The organism is Anaerolineales bacterium (genome assembly GCA_019637755.1).
In the GTDB taxonomy this organism is placed as follows: domain Bacteria; phylum Chloroflexota; class Anaerolineae; order Anaerolineales; family UBA11579; genus JAMCZK01.
The window spans coordinates 162,438-179,917 of the sequence record JAHBVC010000001.1 but is presented as its reverse complement, the minus strand read 5'-3'; the positions used below and the strand labels follow the sequence as shown (position 1 = coordinate 179,917).

The window sequence follows — 17,480 nt, the reverse complement described above, 5'->3', positions numbered from 1 at the left end:
TCAATCTGCTATCCTGATTACTGATTACTTTGTACTGTCAGTCCTATACTCCCTAATAATCTCTCCCATTATCGAGAGCGCAATCTCTTCTGGCGTCTTGGCGCCAATGGCAAGCCCGATCGGAGCGTGCAGGCGTTCCAGTTCTTGTTCAGTCAAGCCCGCTGCCAGCAGGCGCTCGCGGCGTTGTACCTGCACGCGGCGGCTGCCCAACGCGCCCACATAGAATGCCGGGCTGCGCAACGCTTGTATCAAGGCGGGCTCATCGATCTTGGGGTCGTGGCTCAAGCAGGCGATGGCCGTTGTGCTGGTAATGCCCAGCTCCTCAAAGGCGGCCTGCGGCCACACCGCTACCAGCTTGTGGGCATGCGCAAAACGCTCTTCAGTCATGAAGGCTTTGCGCGGGTCGATCACAATGGCGCGGAATTCCATCAAATGAGCAATATTGACCAACGCCGCGGTGACATGCGAGGCGCCGATGATGAGCAAAGTGGGGGAGGCAGCTAGCGGGTTGTGGAACACATCTCCGTCTGCACTGGAGCTTAGTGCGGCCACCCGCGCAGTCTGTGGGTGGGGTGCCATCCCGTGCTCTGCCAATACCGCGCCGCTATCGTCCACAAGCGTCTGGCCACCCGCATTCGGCCCGGAGATGACCGTGCTGAGCGTCATGGCCTGGTCAGCCTTCAGCCGTGGCAATAGTTCAGCAAACAACGCAGAATCCAGCGGCTGCACAAAGACGTCAATCTCGCCGCCGCAGGCCAGGCCCACTTCCCAGGCGGTGTCATCCTGCACGCCAAAGTGCAGCAGCTCAGGTTTTCCAGATTGGATGATTTGTTTGGATGCGGTGAGTACCGCGCCTTCAACACAGCCGCCGCTTACTGAGCCGACCAGGCCGCCGCTTTCGCTTACGGCCATCACTGCGCCCGCTTGGCGCGGCGCCGAGCCCCACGTAGAGATCACGGTGCACAGCGCCACCCGCTCGCCCTTGGCAAGCCAGTGCTCAAGGTCCGGCAGAAGTTCGCGCACAGGTGTCTCCGTTTAGCTGGCTTCGATTTGCTTCTTGGCGCAGTCGAAGAACTCGCCGCTCAGCTTTTGGGTCACACTGCCCATCATGCGTGAAGCCAGGGCAGCAATGGTACCCAAAACGCTGATGTCTGCGCTCCAATCTAGCTTGGTCACGCCATCGCCCGCATCGCTCAGTAGCATGGTGGCCGTGGCATCCACCGCGCTGCCGGGGGCGGCGCCATGTGCTTTTAGCGTGGCCTTGTTGGGGGCAACGATCTCGGTGAATTCGAGATCGCCGCTAAAGCGCACTTTTAGGTTGCCCAAGCCCACAGAAACCGTGCCCTTGAACTTCTTGCCTTCCTCAATGACTTCGAGCTTTTCAAGGCCAGGGGCACACTTAGATACAAACTCAGGGTTGGTGAGGTATTGGAATACTTTTTTTTGCGGAGCAGCAATGGTTGTGGAACCAGTGACATTCATTCAAACAACTCCTTGACATAACCTTAATGCGCATAGCCAAATCCGCCAATAGGCGAAAAAGCTAAGCAATTTCTTTAAGTAGCTCAGCTACCCGCGGCGAGTTTGCGTAAACACCACGGTATTTCTCGGGTAGCAGGGCAGCAATTTGCGCCATGATCTCATTGGTTTGTGCTTCAAGGAACTGAGCGCGGTTCTCTTTGGGGAGGGGCGGCAGGATGAAGGGCTTGCCCACGCTTAACACAATCTGTGAGCGTTTGAAGGCCTTGATATTTTCGCCCACCACGCGGTCCTCCGTGCCCCAAAGCGCTACGGGGATCACCGGGGCGCCGCTCTTAGCGGCCAGGTAAGCCACGCCAGGCTTGGCTTGCTGCAATGCCTCCGTCTTGCTGCGTGTACCCTCAGGCGCGATGAAGAGAATGCCGCCGCGTTCGAGCCGGCGCAGCGTCTCTTTCAGCGTGCCAAAATCAGCTTCGAAACGCTCGAGCCACAGCAGATTGAGCGTCTTGACCAGCCAGCGGAAGAAGCCGTACTTGCGATACTTCTCGGCCACCACCATGATCAGGTCGGTACGCTTGACCATGCGGAAGGCGTAGGCCGCGTCCAGCATGCCCAGGTGATTGGCAGCCACAATCGCCTTGCCGCCTTCGCTCTGGTTAATGCGATCGAGATTCTGAAGCTGAGTTTTGGTCAGCAAACGCAGCGCCGACACGATGATGCTGCGAACAAAATGAAACTTGATCGATTTCCACATCAGGCAGCAGATTTCTTCTTGCGCGCAGCCTTAGGGGTAGCACGCAACTTAACCGGTGCCTCCTTGCGTGAACGCAGGCGCAGGTTGAGGAACTCCACGAAGATCGAGAAGCCCATGGCGAAGTAGATGTAGCCCTTCGGAATGTGTTGGTGCAACCCTTCAACCAACAGGGAGAAGCCGATCAGGATCAGGAAGGACAGCGCCAGGATCTTGATCGTGGGGTGCTCTTGCACAAAGTCACTGATGAAGCCCACGGTCAGCGCCATCACGATCACCGCAATCACCACCGCGGTGATCATTACATAGACTGATTCGGCCAGGCCTACTGCCGTGATGACTGAATCGATGGAAAATACCGCGTCCAGCAAGACGATCTGCAAGACCACGCTGGAGAAGCTGACCTTGCTGCGGCCGCCCGCGGTGTGATGCTCCTCTTCGCCTTCGAGTTTGTCATGGATCTCAAAGGTGCTCTTGGCGATGAGGAATAGACCGCCAACCAGCAGGATCAGATCGCGGCCCGAGATGGTGAAGCCGGCAATCGTGAACAGCGGCGCGGTGAGCCCGATGATCCAAGAGATGGAGAGCAACAGGCCGATGCGCATGAACATCGCCAGGCCAAGGCCCAGGCGCTCTGCGTTGAGCTGCTGCTCTTTGGGGAGTTTTGTTGCCAGAATCGTGATGAAGACCAGGTTGTCAATGCCGAGCACAATTTCAAGGACGGTGAGCGTCAGCAAGGCTACCCAGGCTTCGGGAGTTGTTAGCCATTCCATAGTCGAAAAATTATAAGGCCAAAGCTAACTGGCTGCGCTGGCGAACAGGCCGGCAATCCAGGCGGCGATACTGCCCAGCGGCAAGAGCAGGTACGCGGCCGAAAGGGCCACCGTGGCCAGCACCACCCAGCGCACCCAGGCGGCGCCTTTGGCTGCTGCCATGCGGGCGCCCCAGCGCGCCCCTAGCATGCTGCCCGCGCCCAGCACCAAGCCCGCGGTCCACTCCACCTGGGCGTTGTGGGCAAACACCACTAGCGATACCAGGGTGAAGGCTAAGATCACCACGATCTTCACCGCGTTGGCGCGCACCAGGTCGTAGCCCACCGAGAGCACCAGGGCCGCCAGCAGAAATATGCCAACCCCGGCTTGGATGAAGCCGCCGTAGATGCCGATGACAAACAGGCTGAGGGCTTGCCATAACGAGAAGCCGTGCGCCGGCAGGCTTTGCAGAGTACCTTGCAGCCAACGCTCGGGGCGCAGCAGCATCACCAGCAGCATCAGCACCATGACTATGCCGATCACGCGCTGCATCAGCGCCTCATCCAGGTTCACGGCAATCTGGGCGCCCAGTAGTGCGCCCAGCACCCCAGGGATGCTTAGCCACAACGCGCCGCGTAGGTCAAGCGAGCCGCTGCGCTGGAAGCTGATGCCAGCCACCAGGTTCTGCAGCACCACCCCCACCCGGTTGGTGCCATTGGCTACATTGGCGGGCAGGCCGAGAAATATCAGTGCCGGCAGGGTGAGCAATGAGCCGCTCCCCGCCAGCGTATTGATAACTCCGGCGGCGATGCCGGTGAGCAGTAGCAGTAAGTACTTTGCTAAAAGGATCATGAGCGAAGATTATATGCCCACGCGTGTGCGAAACAGCTAGCGGAAAAGTGAAGACAGGCTCAGGCCGAGCAGCGATATTGCCAGCCAAGCCAGCAGGACAAATAGAGTTTGCCCTAAGCAGGTGCCAGCGGCGATCACCAAAATTTGCTTTAGCTCTTTCATTCTCTCTCTCCAAGTTGGTTCAGTGGGGCAGCGCATGACAATTATAAAAAACTCGTGCCATTTTTTTATATAGTCGGCCTAAGCTAACGATTTATGGCTCATCCGTGCAGAAGTAGTCAGCAGTAGGGGACTTGACAATTGCTCCCTTCCCGCTTATGATTTCGATAAGTATTATTATCGCAAATAATATAATCCCCTAAGGATGCGCCAGAAAAGTGGCCCTGACACAGATATTTCCGTGCTTTCCTGGCTAGATTGTGGTGCACGCAACACGTTTTTTGAAGGCTAGCATTTTACAAAACACTTTGCAGAGGTTTCGTATGAGCAAAATTACTATTCAAGATGCCATTGATCGCTATCTGGATAGCGTGCGGATGGCCCGCGCCCACAACACTGCCATGACCTATAAAAAGGCCATGCTAGCCTTCGTGGCCTGCCTGAATGCGGAAGGCATTGCTGCCGAGGCGCCTTTAGAACAACTTGGCGAAGAAGCCGTAGCGCATTTTGCCGCCTTCTCCAAAGACAAGTCTGCCGCCACGGAGCGCCTGCGCCTACAGGCCGCCGCGGGCTTCTACGAGTTCCTCGTGGCTGAGCGTCTGGCGGAGCCTAACCTGCCACGCGTGCGCATGCTCATCCGCCAACGCGGCCGGCGGCCCGGCCCGCGCCTGCCGCAGTTTCCACGCCAAGATATAGAACGCATGCTCGAGTATGCCGATGGGCTCGATCAACACCCCGCGGCCGATGAGCTGGAACGGCTACGCAACCAGCGTGACAAGGCGCTCATCCTCACCCTGGGCGAAACCGGCCTGCGCATCCACGAAGCCTGCAACCTACGCCGTGGCGATATGCAACTACAGGAGAACAAAGCCATCGTGATCGGCAAAGGCAACCGTGAGGCTATCGTACGCTTCTCCACGCGGGCCATGCGCGCGATCCGCAGCTACCTGCAGGCGCGTGGCAGCCTGGACGGCGCCAGCGGGCGCCAACTGGGCAGCCTGCCCGTGTTCGCCCGGCACGACAAAGGCGCCGGTAACAAGCAGGTCAAGGCGATCACGCCCAGCACCGGGCGCAACATCATCGCCCAGCATGTGGCCGCTGCCCTTGGCCCAGAGGCGGCCGGCACGATCACGCCGCACAGTTTCCGTCACTACTTTGTCACTACGGTGCTGCGCGGTACGGGAAACCTGAAGATGGCGCAAGAGCTAGCCCGGCACAAAAACATCCAGGTGACGCAACGCTACGCCCACCTGAGCGATGACGAGCTGGACCGGGGATTCTATGAAGTTTTCGAAACGGAGTGATGCGGATGAGCGCCAGCCGCCACGCCTGCCTCGGCTACTCGGCTGGCATACTTATCGCGCTTGAGGGTGTACATACGCATATCTGCTGAGCTCACCAGTTTATCGATATCGGTCTCATCATCGGGGAAGAGGCTGATGCCACAACTGGCACCAATCCTCATGATCTGACCCTCGATCTCATAGGGCTCACTGAGCGAGGCTACTAGCAGGTCGGCTACATGCTGCGCTTCTTCACGCGCACTCAGATCTTCGAGGATGATGCCAAACTCATCGCCGCCAAGGCGCGCCAGGGTGTCCGTAGTGCGGATGCCCTCCCCTAGCCGTTGGGCCACCTTGATTAGCATCAAATCGCCAGCGTGATGGCCATAGTTGTCATTGATCTTTTTGAAGCCATCCAGGTCAATGAACAGTACCGCGAGTTTGCGCAGGCTGCGCTTCACGCGTTCCACGGCGCGCCAGGCCACGGTATAGAACAAGGCGCGATTGTATAGCCCGGTCAACTCGTCATGCGTGGCGCGGTGATATAGCTCAGTTTCTTCGGCTTTGCGCGAGCGGATATCCCGGCTGATGGCTTGGTAATGCATCGGGCTGCCGTGGGTATCCGCGATCAGGCCGGCATCTATCTCGGCGATCAGGCGCTGGCCGTCCTTGGTGATAAAGGTGCGTTCATACACCGGCAGGCGCTGATCAGTATTGGTGGTGGCATCGATACGGCGTTCCAGATCGCCATACTCGTCTGGGGCAACGATATCTCGGTAAGACTTGCCCAGCAGTTCCTGGCGGCGATAGCCCAGCAAGATCAGCGCCTGATCGTTGGCATCGATAATCTTGAGATCCAGATCGAGGATAAAGACCATATCGCTGGTGCAGTCGAACAGGCCACGAAAGCGCACCTGGGCGCGCTCTGACATCTCCAGTTGTTCCGCCAAACTCTTGCGTAAATGAAACCCGTTCGCAATGAAATACGTAACCGTGCCAAAGACCGTATGAGCGATCAACATCTCCAGCACGGCGTGCTCATCCAGTGTGGCGCCCACAAAGCGGAACATGAAGTAATGCGGAACAATCAGCAAAAAGGATGCCAAACTACCGGGATTGGGCCCAAGCGAGATGCCCCAGAAGATGCTAGGCATCAGCGCCAGCACCAAGGCAATTGTGCCAACTGAGCGATAGGCTAAAAGTAGGATCGGGAAATAAAAATACAAAGGCAACAATGCAACCAGCCACTTACGTGTGCGCCACCCCCGGCGCTCGCGGCTGTTCAGCAAAATATCAATGAATTCTGCGACTTGCGTCAATAATTTCATAAATGGCTGCGAATCAAGGTATCCTATCATCGTATATTGTTTTGTGATTTTTCACAATATGCTCAAATGGCTATACGCATTTACGGAGTCAATACCTTTTGATTACTACTGAGATCATTGTTATCTTTGTCCTGGTGTTAATCAACGGCTACTTCGCCGCGGCGGAGCTGGCCTTGGTCACGGCTCGCAAGCACCGCCTTAAGATCCTTTCTGATCAGGGTGACAAGGCCGCCGGCGAAGTCATCAAGGTCAAGGAGAAGCCCGGGCATATTCTGGCCACGGTGCAGGTTGGCATCAGTCTGATCGGCTCGCTTGCCTCCGCTTATGGTGGCGCTTCGATCGCGCCGATACTGGCCGAATGGCTGGCCCAGGTCGCGATCCTCAAGCCGTATGCGCAGCAGCTTGCCTTGCTGCTGCTGGTGCTCACCATCACCTACCTCACGCTGATCCTGGGTGAGCTGGTGCCCAAGCAACTGGCGCTGCGCAATCCGGAACGCATGGCCACGCGGCTTTACCGGCCCTTGAAGTGGCTGGGGCGCATCGCCTCCCCACTGGTGAAGTTGCTCTCGATCTCCACCGATGGCATCCTGCGCTTGCTGCCGGGCGCGGCGCGCGTGCCCAGCACCAGCTCCGAAGAGATCGAGCAGTTGTTGCAACAAGGTGCGGCCGAGGGCATTTTTCAGCGCAGCGAAGAGATGTTCGTTAGCGGAGTCTTTGAGTATGGCGATCGCCAGGCACACGATGTGATGACCGCCCGCACCGAAATTGCCGCCCTGGACGCAGAAGTAAGCCCACCCGAAGCGTTGAACCAGGCCGCGCAATGGGGTTTTTCGCGCTTCCCGGTATATGAAACTAATCTCGATAACGTAATTGGCTATGCGCATATCAAAGACCTGATCTGGGCGGATGCGACGATCAAGCTGCGCGATATCGCCCGGCAAGTGATCCTGGTGCCCGAAAGCGCCACCCTGCCAAACGTCTACAAGCGCCTGACCACCGAACGCTCCCATATGGCCATCGTGCTGGATGAGCATGGCGGCACGGCAGGCCTGCTCACCCTGGAAGACGTGCTCGAAGTGATCGTGGGCGAGATCAACGATGAGTACCACATCAGCCGCGGCGACATCAGCCCCCTGGGCAAAGGTGCCTGGCTGGTGGCCGGCGCCACCCCGGTGGATGAGTTGAGCGATGTGGTTGGCGTGCTGATCGAGCCGGATGAGGTGTACTCCACCGCCGCCGGCTTGGTGATGGCGGAGCTCGGGCGCATCCCGCATGTGGGCGAAGTGGTGCACTACAAGAGTCTTATCTTCACCGTGCGCCAGATGGATAATTTGCGCATTGACCAATTACTCGTGCAGCGCACCCCCGCTGGCGCTGCGCTTGACATTGCCCCTTAGCGTAGTACCATAGTTGCAGCCAACAGTGTGGGGTCGCTGGTATGGCCGATCCCCTGCACGGCTCACTCTCGCCGCGACTTACTAACTCAGACGTATCCTTTTCGGCGAGACCCACGCTTGCTTTGACGCCCCTACCGGGCTTCAAAAATCTTTGCTGGAGGTCAAAAAGAATCGCCTTTACCACGCAACATCCCTTTCATCACTTACTCTTTGCAAAGGAGAGTCTTTTATGAAACGTTCCCAATCTTTGATGCAGCTCTTTGGCCTGCTTACCGCGCTCGCCCTGGTTTTGGCGGCCTGCGGCAGCCCCAACCCGGTGGTCACTGAGGCTCCTAGCGAGCCCAGCAGCGCCACGGAAGCTCCCACAACCGATGAAGGCACGGAGATGGACATGTGCTACGGCGCCCAACCCGGCGACGAAGTCACTTTGCTCTATCAATGGTCTGGTGCTGAGGAAGAAAGCTTCAACGCCGCCATCGCCCCGATCGTGGAAGCCTGCGGTCTGACGATCGTGCCCGAATCCTCACGTGATCAGGCGCTGCTGGAAACCCGCATCGAATCGGGTGACGCCTGGGACCTGGTGTTCTGGCCCACGGTCGGCCCGATCGGTTCGTATGGCGACAAGCTGATCGCGCTGGACACTCTGGGCGCGGATGCCGCTAACTATGCCCCGGCCTGGATGGCCAGTGGCAATGGCAATTGGCTGGGCGTGGCCGTCAAGGCCGACCCCAAGTCGATCGTTTGGTACAGCCCGGTGAACTTTGACGCCAATGGCTACAGCGTGCCCACCACCTGGGCCGACTTTGTTGCCCTGGCCGATCAAATGGTGGCCGATGGCAACGTACCGTTTGCCATGGGCTTCGAAAGCGGTGACGCCACTGGCTGGACGGCTTCCGACTTCATTCAGGACATCTTGCTCTCCACGCAAGGCAGCGCTTACGTCAATGGCATCCTGGATGGCAGCGTAGCCTACAACGATGCGGGCGTGGCCGATGCGTATGGTGTGTACGCCGGCTGGGCAACTGACCCGGCCTATGCCGTGGGTGGCGCGGAAGGCTCGTTGAGCACCAGCTTCAGCGATGCGATCCTGCAACCGTTCAGCGACCCGCCGCAGGCGATGATGGTCAAGCAGTCTGGCTTTGCGGGCGGCGCCATTGCGGCGCAGTACCCCGAGCTTGAGTTCGGCACTGACTTCAGCTTCTTCCACTTCCCCGGCGCCGATGGCGTTCAGGGTGGTGCGGACTGGATGATGGCCTTTGCCGACACGCCGGCGGTACGCGCCATCGTGGCCTACCTGACCAGCGCCGAGGGTGGCGCCCACTGGGCTGCTACCGGCTTCGGCCTCTCCCCCAACAGCGGTTCGGCCGGCAACTATGCTGACCCGATCAACGCGGCGTTGGCGGAAGTGCTGGCCGGCGCCAGCGCAGCCACGCCGGACATTGGCGACAGCATTCAGCCCAGCTTTGGCTCCGCTGAATGGCGCGCCATCGTGGACGTGGTGAGCGGTGCCTCCAGCATCGATGCCGCCCTGGCAGGCGCTGCGGATGCGCAGGCAGCTGACCAAGGCAACTAGCCCGAGGTAACCCAAGAGCCCCAGGAGCACGCTCGCACGAGCAAACTCCTGGGGCTCTTTTGGCAACGCGAGAGGAGGAGATCCTTGTGAGCGAGCGCATCCCTAACATCATGCGGCAAGGCCGCGTGGCGCCCTGGCTTTACCTGGCGCCAGCCCTCATCATTATCCTGATCTATATTGTCTATCCTGCCTTTAACACCTTCTACCTCAGCCTGCTGGACAAAGATTCGCTGCGTTGGGCCTCAAGCCTGTGCGTAGAGGGCCGCCCCTGCTGGGGCATTTTCGAGAATTACCGCTATGCCCTCACCAGTGAGTTGGATACCAGCAGCCTCACCACTATCTGGCGCACGTTCTGGATCTCTTCCTTTGGCAATAATCTCAAGTGGATCCTGGGCCTGGTGACCGGCGCGGTGAGCCTGGGCTTGCTAATGGCTGTGCTGGCTGATAAGGTCAAGTATGAGTCACTCGCTAAATCCATCATCTTTCTGCCCATGGCGATTTCGTTCGTGGGCGCTGGCGTGATCTGGAAATTTGTTTATCACTTCGGCACAGATGCAACGCAGATCGGCCTACTCAACGCCATCGTGCGCGGGCTGGGCGGTGAGCCGATTTCGTTCATGACGCGCATCCCCCTCAATACCTTTATGCTCATCGTCGTGGGCATCTGGATGTGGGCCGGCTTCTGCATGGTGATCCTCTCAGCGGGGATCAAAAGTGTGCCCTCGGAGCTGCTAGAGGCTGCGCGGATGGATGGCGCCACGGAATGGACCGCCTTTTGGAAGATCACCGTGCCGGTGATCTTGCCAACGCTCGTCGTCGTGATCACCACCATGGTGATCAATACGCTCAAGATCTTCGACATTGTGTTTGTGATGACGGGCGGCAACTACAGCACCGATGTGATCGCCAACCGCATGTATGCGGAGATGTACGTCAACCAGCAAACTGGCCGCGGCACCGCCGTGGCGATGGTGCTGGTGCTGGCAATCATTCCCTTCATGATCCTCAACATCAAGCGCTTCCGTGAACAGGAGGCGATGCGCTAGCCGCATCGATAGCGTATGAGCGAACGCATGAAACGTTTCCTCTCCAGCCTGCCATTGCACGTCCTGGTGATTGCCATGGCCGTCGCCTGGCTGCTGCCTACCCTCGGCCTGCTGGTCACCTCCTTCCGCCCCGTGCAAGATGCCAATACCAGCGGATGGTGGACGGCCTTCTCGACCCCCAAGGCGGGCGCAGAGTACACCCAATTTTGTGCCGGCTGCCACGGCCCGGCTGGCGATGCAATTGCCGCGGCGGATTTCAGCAATCCCGAATATGTGGCCCTGTTTCGCCGCTCGGTGCAGCTCGCTGCGACCTTTGATAACACCCTGCCGGATGGCAGCATCCATGTGCCCGAAGACCAGCGCCCGGATGCCCAGCAACTGGCTGACATCCTGACGCAGCTGCGCGGCTTTGCGGGTGTGGAAGCGCGCCCGCGCTTCACTTTGAGCAACTATGTGGATGCGCTGGTGGGCTACCGCGGCCGCACCAGCTACGAGCAAGACTGCGCCGCCGGCACCCAATCGGCCGATTTGACCTGTGACTTTGCCAGCGATCTTGGCAACAGCCGCGGCATGGCGCGCGCGTTTGTGAACACGCTGATCGTCACCATTCCGGCTACGATCCTGCCGCTGATCTTCGCTGCGCTGGCCGCCTATGCCTTCTCGTGGCTGCACTTCCCCGGGCGCATGTGGCTGTTTGCGCTGCTGGTGGGTTTGCAGATCGTGCCGTTGCAAATGACCCTGGTGCCGATATCCAAGCTGTACCAGCAGTTGGGGCTCAGCAGCAGTTTCCTGGGCGTTTGGCTGTTCCACACTGGCTTCGGCCTGCCCTACGCCATCTTCCTGATGCGCAACTTCATCGGCTCGCTGCCGCGCGATCTGTTCGAGTCCGCCTATCTGGACGGCGCCAGCCATTGGACCGCCTTCACGCGCTTGGCGCTACCACTCTCTATGCCGGCGCTGGCGTCGCTGGCCATCTTCCAGTTCCTGTGGGTGTGGAATGATCTGCTCGTAGCGCTGGTGTTCCTCTCCGGCCGCCAGCCGGTGCTGACCTATCAGATCAACGGCCTGGTGCAATCGCTGGGCGGCGGCTGGCATCTGCTCACGGCGTCCGCGTTCCTTTCGATGCTGCTGCCGATGCTGGTTTTCTTTGGCTTCCAACGCTTCTTCGTCCGCGGCCTGCTCTCCGGTGCGGTGAAGGGTTAATGCAGCGATTAGCTGTTAGCGGTCAGCTGTCAGCCTGCAGCGAACGACCGAAGCAAGTCTAGCCTGCCGTCTTTGCGAGGAGTGCTGGTAGTTGCATGAAGATGCAACTACCAGCCCCGTAGCAATCCCCAGTTGGAGTTTGCTTCGTGCGTGCGTTTGCCTGCGCCCCTCGCAAAGACGGGGGAGTAACTCGACCGAAGCAATAAGATTGCGACAAATCGACTAACAGACTTACAAAAACTAACAGTCAATCACAAACCACACTCGCCGTAACCACCCAACTCATGGAATAATCTAGGGCATGCAAACTCCTCTGTGGTACAAAGACGCCATTTTCTACGAACTCTATATCCGCGCCTTCAAGGATAGCAACGGCGATGGCCACGGTGATCTGCGCGGCGTCATCGAGAAGCTCGATTATTTGCAAGACCTGGGTATCAACTGCATCTGGCTGCTGCCCATGTTCCCCTCCCCACTCAAAGACGATGGCTACGATGTCGCCGATTTTTATAACATCCATACGGATTATGGCACTCTGCAGGACTTCAAAGAGCTGGTAGACCAGGCGCACGCCCGCGGCATCCGCGTGATTGCCGATCTGGTGCTGAACCACACCTCCGATCAGCATCCCTGGTTTCAGGAAGCCCGCCAGGGCAAAGACCACCCGAAACACGACTATTATGTGTGGAGCGATGCACAGGATAAGTACCGCGATACGCGCATCATCTTCCTGGATACCGAAAAATCCAATTGGAGTTGGGACGAGCAAGCCAAGCGCTTCTTCTGGCACCGCTTTTACAGTTCGCAGCCGGATCTAAACTACGACAATCCCGAAGTGCAGCAGGCGATGCTGGCAGTGGCCAAATTCTGGCTGGATATGGGCATTGACGGCTTCCGCTGCGATGCGATCCCCTACCTATTTGAGCGCGAGGGCACCAACTGCGAAAACCTGCCTGAGACGCACGCCTACCTCAAGCAATTACGCCGTGGCGTAGAGCAGCACTCGCCCGAAGCTATTTTGCTCTCTGAGGCCAACCAGTGGCCCGAGGACGTGCGCGAATACTTCGGTGAAGATGGCGATGAAATGCACATGGCCTTTCATTTTCCGGTGATGCCGCGCTTGTTTATGGCGCTGCGCAAGCAAGACACCACGCCGATACGCGAGATTCTGGCGCGCACACCACAGATCCCGGAGAAAGCGCAATGGTGTATCTTCCTACGAAATCACGATGAGCTCACCTTGGAAATGGTGACCGAGGAGGAGCGCCAGTGGATGTGGCAGCAGTACGCCCCTGAGCCACGCATGCGCCTCAACCTAGGCATCCGTCGCCGCCTGGCGCCGCTGCTGGATAACGACTTCCACAAGATTGTGCTGGCCAATTCGCTGCTGTTCACCCTGCCCGGCTCACCGATCGTGTATTACGGCGACGAGATCGGCATGGGCGATGACATCTGGCTCAAGGATCGCGACGGTGTGCGCACTCCGATGCAGTGGGACGCCAGCCCGCAGGCCGGCTTCAGCTCCGCCGCCAGCACCTATTCGCCCGTCATCAGCACCGCGCCCTACGACCCTGCCCATGTGAACGTAGCAGACCAGATGAAAGACCTGGCCTCGCTGTATTACATGACGAAGAACATGATCGCGGTGCGCAAGACGCACCGTGCCTTTGGTTGGGGTGACTTTGAATGGGCCACTAGCTCGCACCCCACCCAGGTGGCCGCGTACTTCCGGCGCTTTGAGGGCGAGGAGCTACTTATCCTGAATAACCTCAGTGCTGAGCCGATTGACCTGTGGGTGGAGTTGCCACCGCGTGATATTTTCTTCCCCCCGCCCAATTTGTTCACTGGCCGCGCCACCGGCGACCTGGTAGACGGCCGCCTGCATTTGCATTTGCCGGCACATGGCTACGAGTGGCTGAGGTTGGCTTAATAACGTTGTCTAGTCGATTAGTCGATTGCCGTTGACCAGCGGACTAATTGACTAATCGACTGAGCGACCGTTGCATAGTTTCTATCTACTCTCCAACAGCGCCGGCACTTTAGCCGCAATGTCCTTAAGCACCTGGCGGTAGATCGGCATGATCTGCTCCTCGCTGCCGCGTGCCGTAGCAGGATCCGGGAAGCCGAGATGCTGGCGCTCCCCTGCCGAGCCCAGCCAGGTTGGGCAATTCTCGTCAGCATCGGCGCACAGCGTCACCACCAGGTCAAAGTGTTGGCCTTGAAAGACATCCGGGGCTTTGGGCTCGCCCAGATGCACAATGCCGAGCTCAGCTAAGGCTTTGGTGGTATAGGGGTTAATCGCAGCGGCCGGGCTCACGCCGGCACTAAACGCCTGCCAGCGGTCACCCAGCCGGGCATTCACAATCGCTTCTGCCATCTGTGAGCGGCAGGTATTTCCAGTGCACAGAAACAGAACTCGTTTGCGTTGCATGCAGCCTCGTACGTTTATCCGAAACGGCCAGTGATGTAATCTTCCGTGATCTTCTTCTCTGGCCGCGTAAACATGGTCTTGGTGTCACCGTACTCCATCAGCATGCCGGCACGCTTGCCATCCTCAGACAGCGAGAAGAACGCCGTGCGGTCGGATACGCGGGCGGCCTGCTGCATGTTGTGGGTCACGATGATGATGGTGTACTCGGTGGCCAGGTCGCGCATCAGCTCCTCGATGCGCAAGGTGGCGATAGGGTCCAGCGCCGAGCACGGCTCATCCATCAGGATGATGTCGGGGCGCACGGCAATGGTGCGCGCAATGCACAGGCGCTGTTGCTGGCCGCCGGAGAGTGACAGGCCGCTCTGATCAAGCTTATCTTTGACTTCATCCCACAGCGCGGCCGCCTTGAGGCTGTTGTGCACCAGCTCATCCATATTGCCTTTGAAGCCATTGATGCGAGCCCCCCAGGCCACATTCTCGTACACAGACTTGGGGAACGGGTTGGGCTTTTGGAACACCATGCCGATGCGGCGGCGCACTTCTACCGGGTCCACATCGTTGGCATAGATGTTCTGGCCGCGGAACAGCACCTCGCCCTTGGTGCCTACGTTGGGGATGAGCTCGTTCATGCGGTTGAAGGCCCGCAACACCGTGCTCTTGCCGCAACCCGAAGGCCCGATGATGGCGGTGATGCGATTGGTCTGGATATCCAGATTGACATCCCGCACGGCTTGAAAATCGCCGTAGTAGATGCTGAGGTCTTTGGATTCGATTGCCGCCCCATTCAAGGCGGAGTTGTGAGCAGTTTCGGGCATGCTTATTGGCTCCTGCGGAAACGATTGCGCAAAATGATGGCCGTGGCGTTCATGCTGAGCAGCAAGCCCAGCAGCACCAGGCTGGCGCCACCGGCCAGGTTGCGAAACACCGATTGCGGGCGCGCCGTCCACTGATAGATCTGGATCGGCAGCGTAGTGAACTTAGAGAACGGGCCTTCAGGATCCACCTGGATAAAGGTTGAGGCCCCGATGACGATCAGCGGTGCGGTTTCGCCGATGGCGCGCGAGATGGCCAGGATCGTGCCAGTCATAATGCCGGGCAAGGCATTGGGCAGCACATGGTGCCACACCGTCTCCCAGCGCGTCGCGCCCAGGCCGTAGCTGGCTTGGCGCAGTGAGGTGGGCACCGCCTTGATCGCCTCCTGGGCGTTGATGATGATCAGCGGCAGTACCAGCATGCCCAGGGTCAGGCCGGCCGAGAGGATCGTGCGCCCGTTGGCGGTGGCCGGGTCACTCAGGCCAAAGGCAATCCCGCTGGTGATCTGCCCCAGGGCACGCACAAAGATCGCCAGACCGAGGATGCCATAAATGATCGAGGGCACGCCAGCCAGGTTGGTGATATTGGTTTGGATGATGCGGTTGATGAGGTTATCCGGCGCGTACTCCTGCAGATAGACTGCCGCCGCCACCCCCACCGGAAAGGCAAACAGCACCGCAATCGAGATCGTCCACAGCGAGCCAAGCACGGCGGTACGCACGCCCGCGATCTCGGGATAGCTGGATTGCGGCGCACGCAAAAAGTGCCAGTTAAGCCAGCTACGGAACTCGAGGCGTGCTTCCGGGTACTGCTCGGCTACCGTCTGGCGAATCTGCGCCGCGTTGGTAAGGCTTTGATACAGCGACCATTGCGCAACAAATTCGGGCGCAACTACACGTTCAAGGATGAGATCGTAGACTTCGCCAGCATCGCGTTCGGCAAAGGGCCGCTCAAACTCATAGCGCGCCATCAGCCCGGCAGAGACATGCGCACGCAAGATCTCGACCAGGGTGTCCTTGTCTAACTCTTCCAGTGCGACGCCGTTCACGGCTAGGCTGGCAGGGTTCACTTTGTCTTGCACAGCTACATAGCCGAAGGAACCATCAAAGATGTTGAACAGCAGCGCACACAGAGCAATGATGCCCACCACCAGCGCCACCTGAAAGACCACCAACCAGGTGCGCCCTAGGCGGTGGCGCCGCGGCAGGTTGCTGGACTGCAGCGTCTCAGCGCTCATTCGTATACCTCACGGAAGCGGCGCACGATGTACTGGCTGAAGATGTTGAGCGCCAGCGTCATCACAAATAGCATCAGGCCGATGGCAAAGATGCTGTTGTAGTCCAACGAGTCATAGCTCAGGTCACCGCCGCTGATGCGTACAATGTGCCCGGTCATGGTTTCGGCGGCCTGGAAGGGGTTGAAGGTGAAGGCTGGCCCGGCGCCAGCAGCCAGCGCCACCACCATCGTCTCACCGATGGCACGCGAGATGGCGATGATCACCGCCGCAGCAATGCCCGAAAAGGCGGCCGGCAGCACCACGCGTACCGCCGTCTCCAGCTTGGTGGCGCCCAGGCCGTAGGCCGCCTCGCGCAGCGAGCGCGGCACGGCGTTGAGCGCATCTTCACTGATCGTGCTCACCAGTGGCAGGATCAGAATGCCAATCACAATGCCCGCAGAGGCCGTGTTGTAGATCTGCACTGTATCTTGCCCAAAGATGGAACGCAGGAACGGCGTCATAAACGTGAGCGCAAAGTAGCCATACACCACCGTGGGCACCCCTGCCAGCACTTCAAGAATTGGCTTGAGTGCATTGCGCGCCTTCTGCGAGGCGTATTCACTCAGATAGATCGCCGAGGCCAAGCCCAGCGGCAGCGCCACCAGGATGGCGATGCCGGAGACCATTAGCGTGGCGTTGAGCAGCGGCAGTACGCCAAACTGCCCGGCGTGCGGCGCCCATGAGGTGCCGGTGAGGAATTCAGCGATGCTGGGGTCAATACCACGCTGCAAGATGCTGCCGGCCGCATGAGCGGCGGGCAGGCTGCCGCGGTAGCCGCGCTCAACAAAGTACGTGGCGCCTTCAACCGCATCGAGGTGCATCAGCTCGTCACCCAGGCGCAGCACATCGCCCGCTTGGGCGCTGGCACCACTGGTGCCCACTTCAAATTGCACATCACTGGCCGAAATGGCGGCCACGATGGGTTTGTTGGTCAACTCCCACTGAGTGCGCCCAAAAAAGAGCATGGATTCTTTGCCCAGCTCATAAATAATGCCAACGGTAACAAAAATGGAAAGCAAGCCACATAAAAACAAAACGGTCTGGATCACCAGCTCCACCAGACGGGGCTTGCGTTTCAACGAAGGCGTACTGAAACTTGCAGGGTTTGAATTCGGAGCCATGGAACCTGCTTCTGAG

At 58.9% G+C, this 17,480-nt stretch carries 16 protein-coding genes; 6 read left to right on the top strand and 10 right to left on the bottom strand.

What is annotated here, in order from left to right:
* Positions 1-24: 24 nt before the first annotated feature.
* From KF821_00970 to KF821_00950, 5 genes are all read right to left on the bottom strand, one after another.
* Complete coding sequence (locus KF821_00970) at positions 25-1,023, bottom strand: XdhC family protein (protein MBX3004381.1); 999 nt, start codon at positions 1,021-1,023, stop codon at positions 25-27.
* 12 nt (positions 1,024-1,035) lie between these two features.
* Complete coding sequence (locus KF821_00965; GenBank protein ID MBX3004380.1) at positions 1,036-1,482, bottom strand: carbon monoxide dehydrogenase subunit G; 447 nt, start codon at positions 1,480-1,482, stop codon at positions 1,036-1,038.
* A gap of 61 nt (positions 1,483-1,543) precedes the next feature.
* Positions 1,544-2,233 carry a 1-acyl-sn-glycerol-3-phosphate acyltransferase gene (locus tag KF821_00960; protein MBX3004379.1) on the bottom strand — a complete coding sequence of 230 codons (690 nt, stop codon included), beginning with the start codon at positions 2,231-2,233 and terminating at the stop codon, positions 1,544-1,546.
* The gene (locus tag KF821_00955) at positions 2,233-3,003 is read right to left on the bottom strand and encodes a TerC family protein (protein MBX3004378.1); all 771 of its coding nucleotides are present in this window, start codon (positions 3,001-3,003) and stop codon (positions 2,233-2,235) included. Before KF821_00955 ends, KF821_00960 begins: the two co-directional genes overlap by 1 nt.
* 24 nt (positions 3,004-3,027) lie before the next feature.
* Positions 3,028-3,834 (bottom strand): sulfite exporter TauE/SafE family protein, encoded by an 807-nt coding sequence (locus tag KF821_00950; protein ID MBX3004377.1) that lies wholly within the window; start codon positions 3,832-3,834, stop codon positions 3,028-3,030.
* A 482-nt stretch (positions 3,835-4,316) separates the two neighbouring features.
* Between KF821_00950 and KF821_00945 the strand changes: the two genes are divergently transcribed.
* Positions 4,317-5,297, top strand: a complete 981-nt coding sequence (locus tag KF821_00945; protein MBX3004376.1) for a tyrosine-type recombinase/integrase — start codon at positions 4,317-4,319, stop codon at positions 5,295-5,297.
* On the opposite strand, the gene KF821_00940 is transcribed toward KF821_00945, so the two are convergent.
* A complete protein-coding gene (locus KF821_00940; GenBank protein MBX3004375.1) occupies positions 5,273-6,430 on the bottom strand; it encodes a GGDEF domain-containing protein in 1,158 nt (385 codons plus the stop codon). The genes KF821_00945 and KF821_00940 overlap by 25 nt on opposite strands.
* A 272-nt stretch (positions 6,431-6,702) precedes the next feature.
* On the opposite strand from KF821_00940, the gene KF821_00935 reads away from it, so the two are divergent.
* The 5 genes from KF821_00935 (at position 6,703) to treS (ending at position 13,753) form a co-directional block, all read left to right on the top strand.
* Positions 6,703-8,001 carry an HlyC/CorC family transporter gene (locus KF821_00935; GenBank protein ID MBX3004374.1) on the top strand — a complete coding sequence of 433 codons (1,299 nt, stop codon included), beginning with the start codon at positions 6,703-6,705 and terminating at the stop codon, positions 7,999-8,001.
* 229 nt (positions 8,002-8,230) lie between these two features.
* Positions 8,231-9,574: a carbohydrate ABC transporter substrate-binding protein gene (locus KF821_00930; protein MBX3004373.1), complete on the top strand. Its 1,344-nt coding sequence runs from the start codon at positions 8,231-8,233 to the stop codon at positions 9,572-9,574.
* A gap of 86 nt (positions 9,575-9,660) precedes the next feature.
* Positions 9,661-10,620: a sugar ABC transporter permease gene (locus tag KF821_00925; protein ID MBX3004372.1), complete on the top strand. Its 960-nt coding sequence runs from the start codon at positions 9,661-9,663 to the stop codon at positions 10,618-10,620.
* Positions 10,621-10,635: 15 nt separating this feature from the next.
* Positions 10,636-11,823 (top strand): carbohydrate ABC transporter permease, encoded by a 1,188-nt coding sequence (locus tag KF821_00920; protein ID MBX3004371.1) that lies wholly within the window; start codon positions 10,636-10,638, stop codon positions 11,821-11,823.
* A 301-nt stretch (positions 11,824-12,124) separates the two neighbouring features.
* Positions 12,125-13,753, top strand: coding sequence for a maltose alpha-D-glucosyltransferase (treS, locus tag KF821_00915; GenBank protein MBX3004370.1), 1,629 nt, complete (start codon positions 12,125-12,127; stop codon positions 13,751-13,753).
* Positions 13,754-13,834: 81 nt separating this feature from the next.
* On the opposite strand, the gene KF821_00910 is transcribed toward treS, so the two are convergent.
* Genes KF821_00910 through pstC form a run of 4 tightly spaced genes read right to left on the bottom strand, consistent with a single transcriptional unit; the run spans position 13,835 to position 17,164 of the window.
* Positions 13,835-14,254 (bottom strand): arsenate reductase ArsC, encoded by a 420-nt coding sequence (locus KF821_00910; GenBank protein MBX3004369.1) that lies wholly within the window; start codon positions 14,252-14,254, stop codon positions 13,835-13,837.
* A gap of 14 nt (positions 14,255-14,268) precedes the next feature.
* A complete protein-coding gene (pstB, locus tag KF821_00905; GenBank protein ID MBX3004368.1) occupies positions 14,269-15,069 on the bottom strand; it encodes a phosphate ABC transporter ATP-binding protein in 801 nt (266 codons plus the stop codon).
* Positions 15,070-15,071: 2 nt separating this feature from the next.
* Positions 15,072-16,304 carry a phosphate ABC transporter permease PstA gene (gene pstA, locus KF821_00900; protein ID MBX3004367.1) on the bottom strand — a complete coding sequence of 411 codons (1,233 nt, stop codon included), beginning with the start codon at positions 16,302-16,304 and terminating at the stop codon, positions 15,072-15,074.
* Positions 16,301-17,164: a phosphate ABC transporter permease subunit PstC gene (gene pstC / locus KF821_00895; GenBank protein MBX3004366.1), complete on the bottom strand. Its 864-nt coding sequence runs from the start codon at positions 17,162-17,164 to the stop codon at positions 16,301-16,303. Before pstC ends, pstA begins: the two co-directional genes overlap by 4 nt.
* Positions 17,165-17,480: the final 316 nt, after the last annotated feature.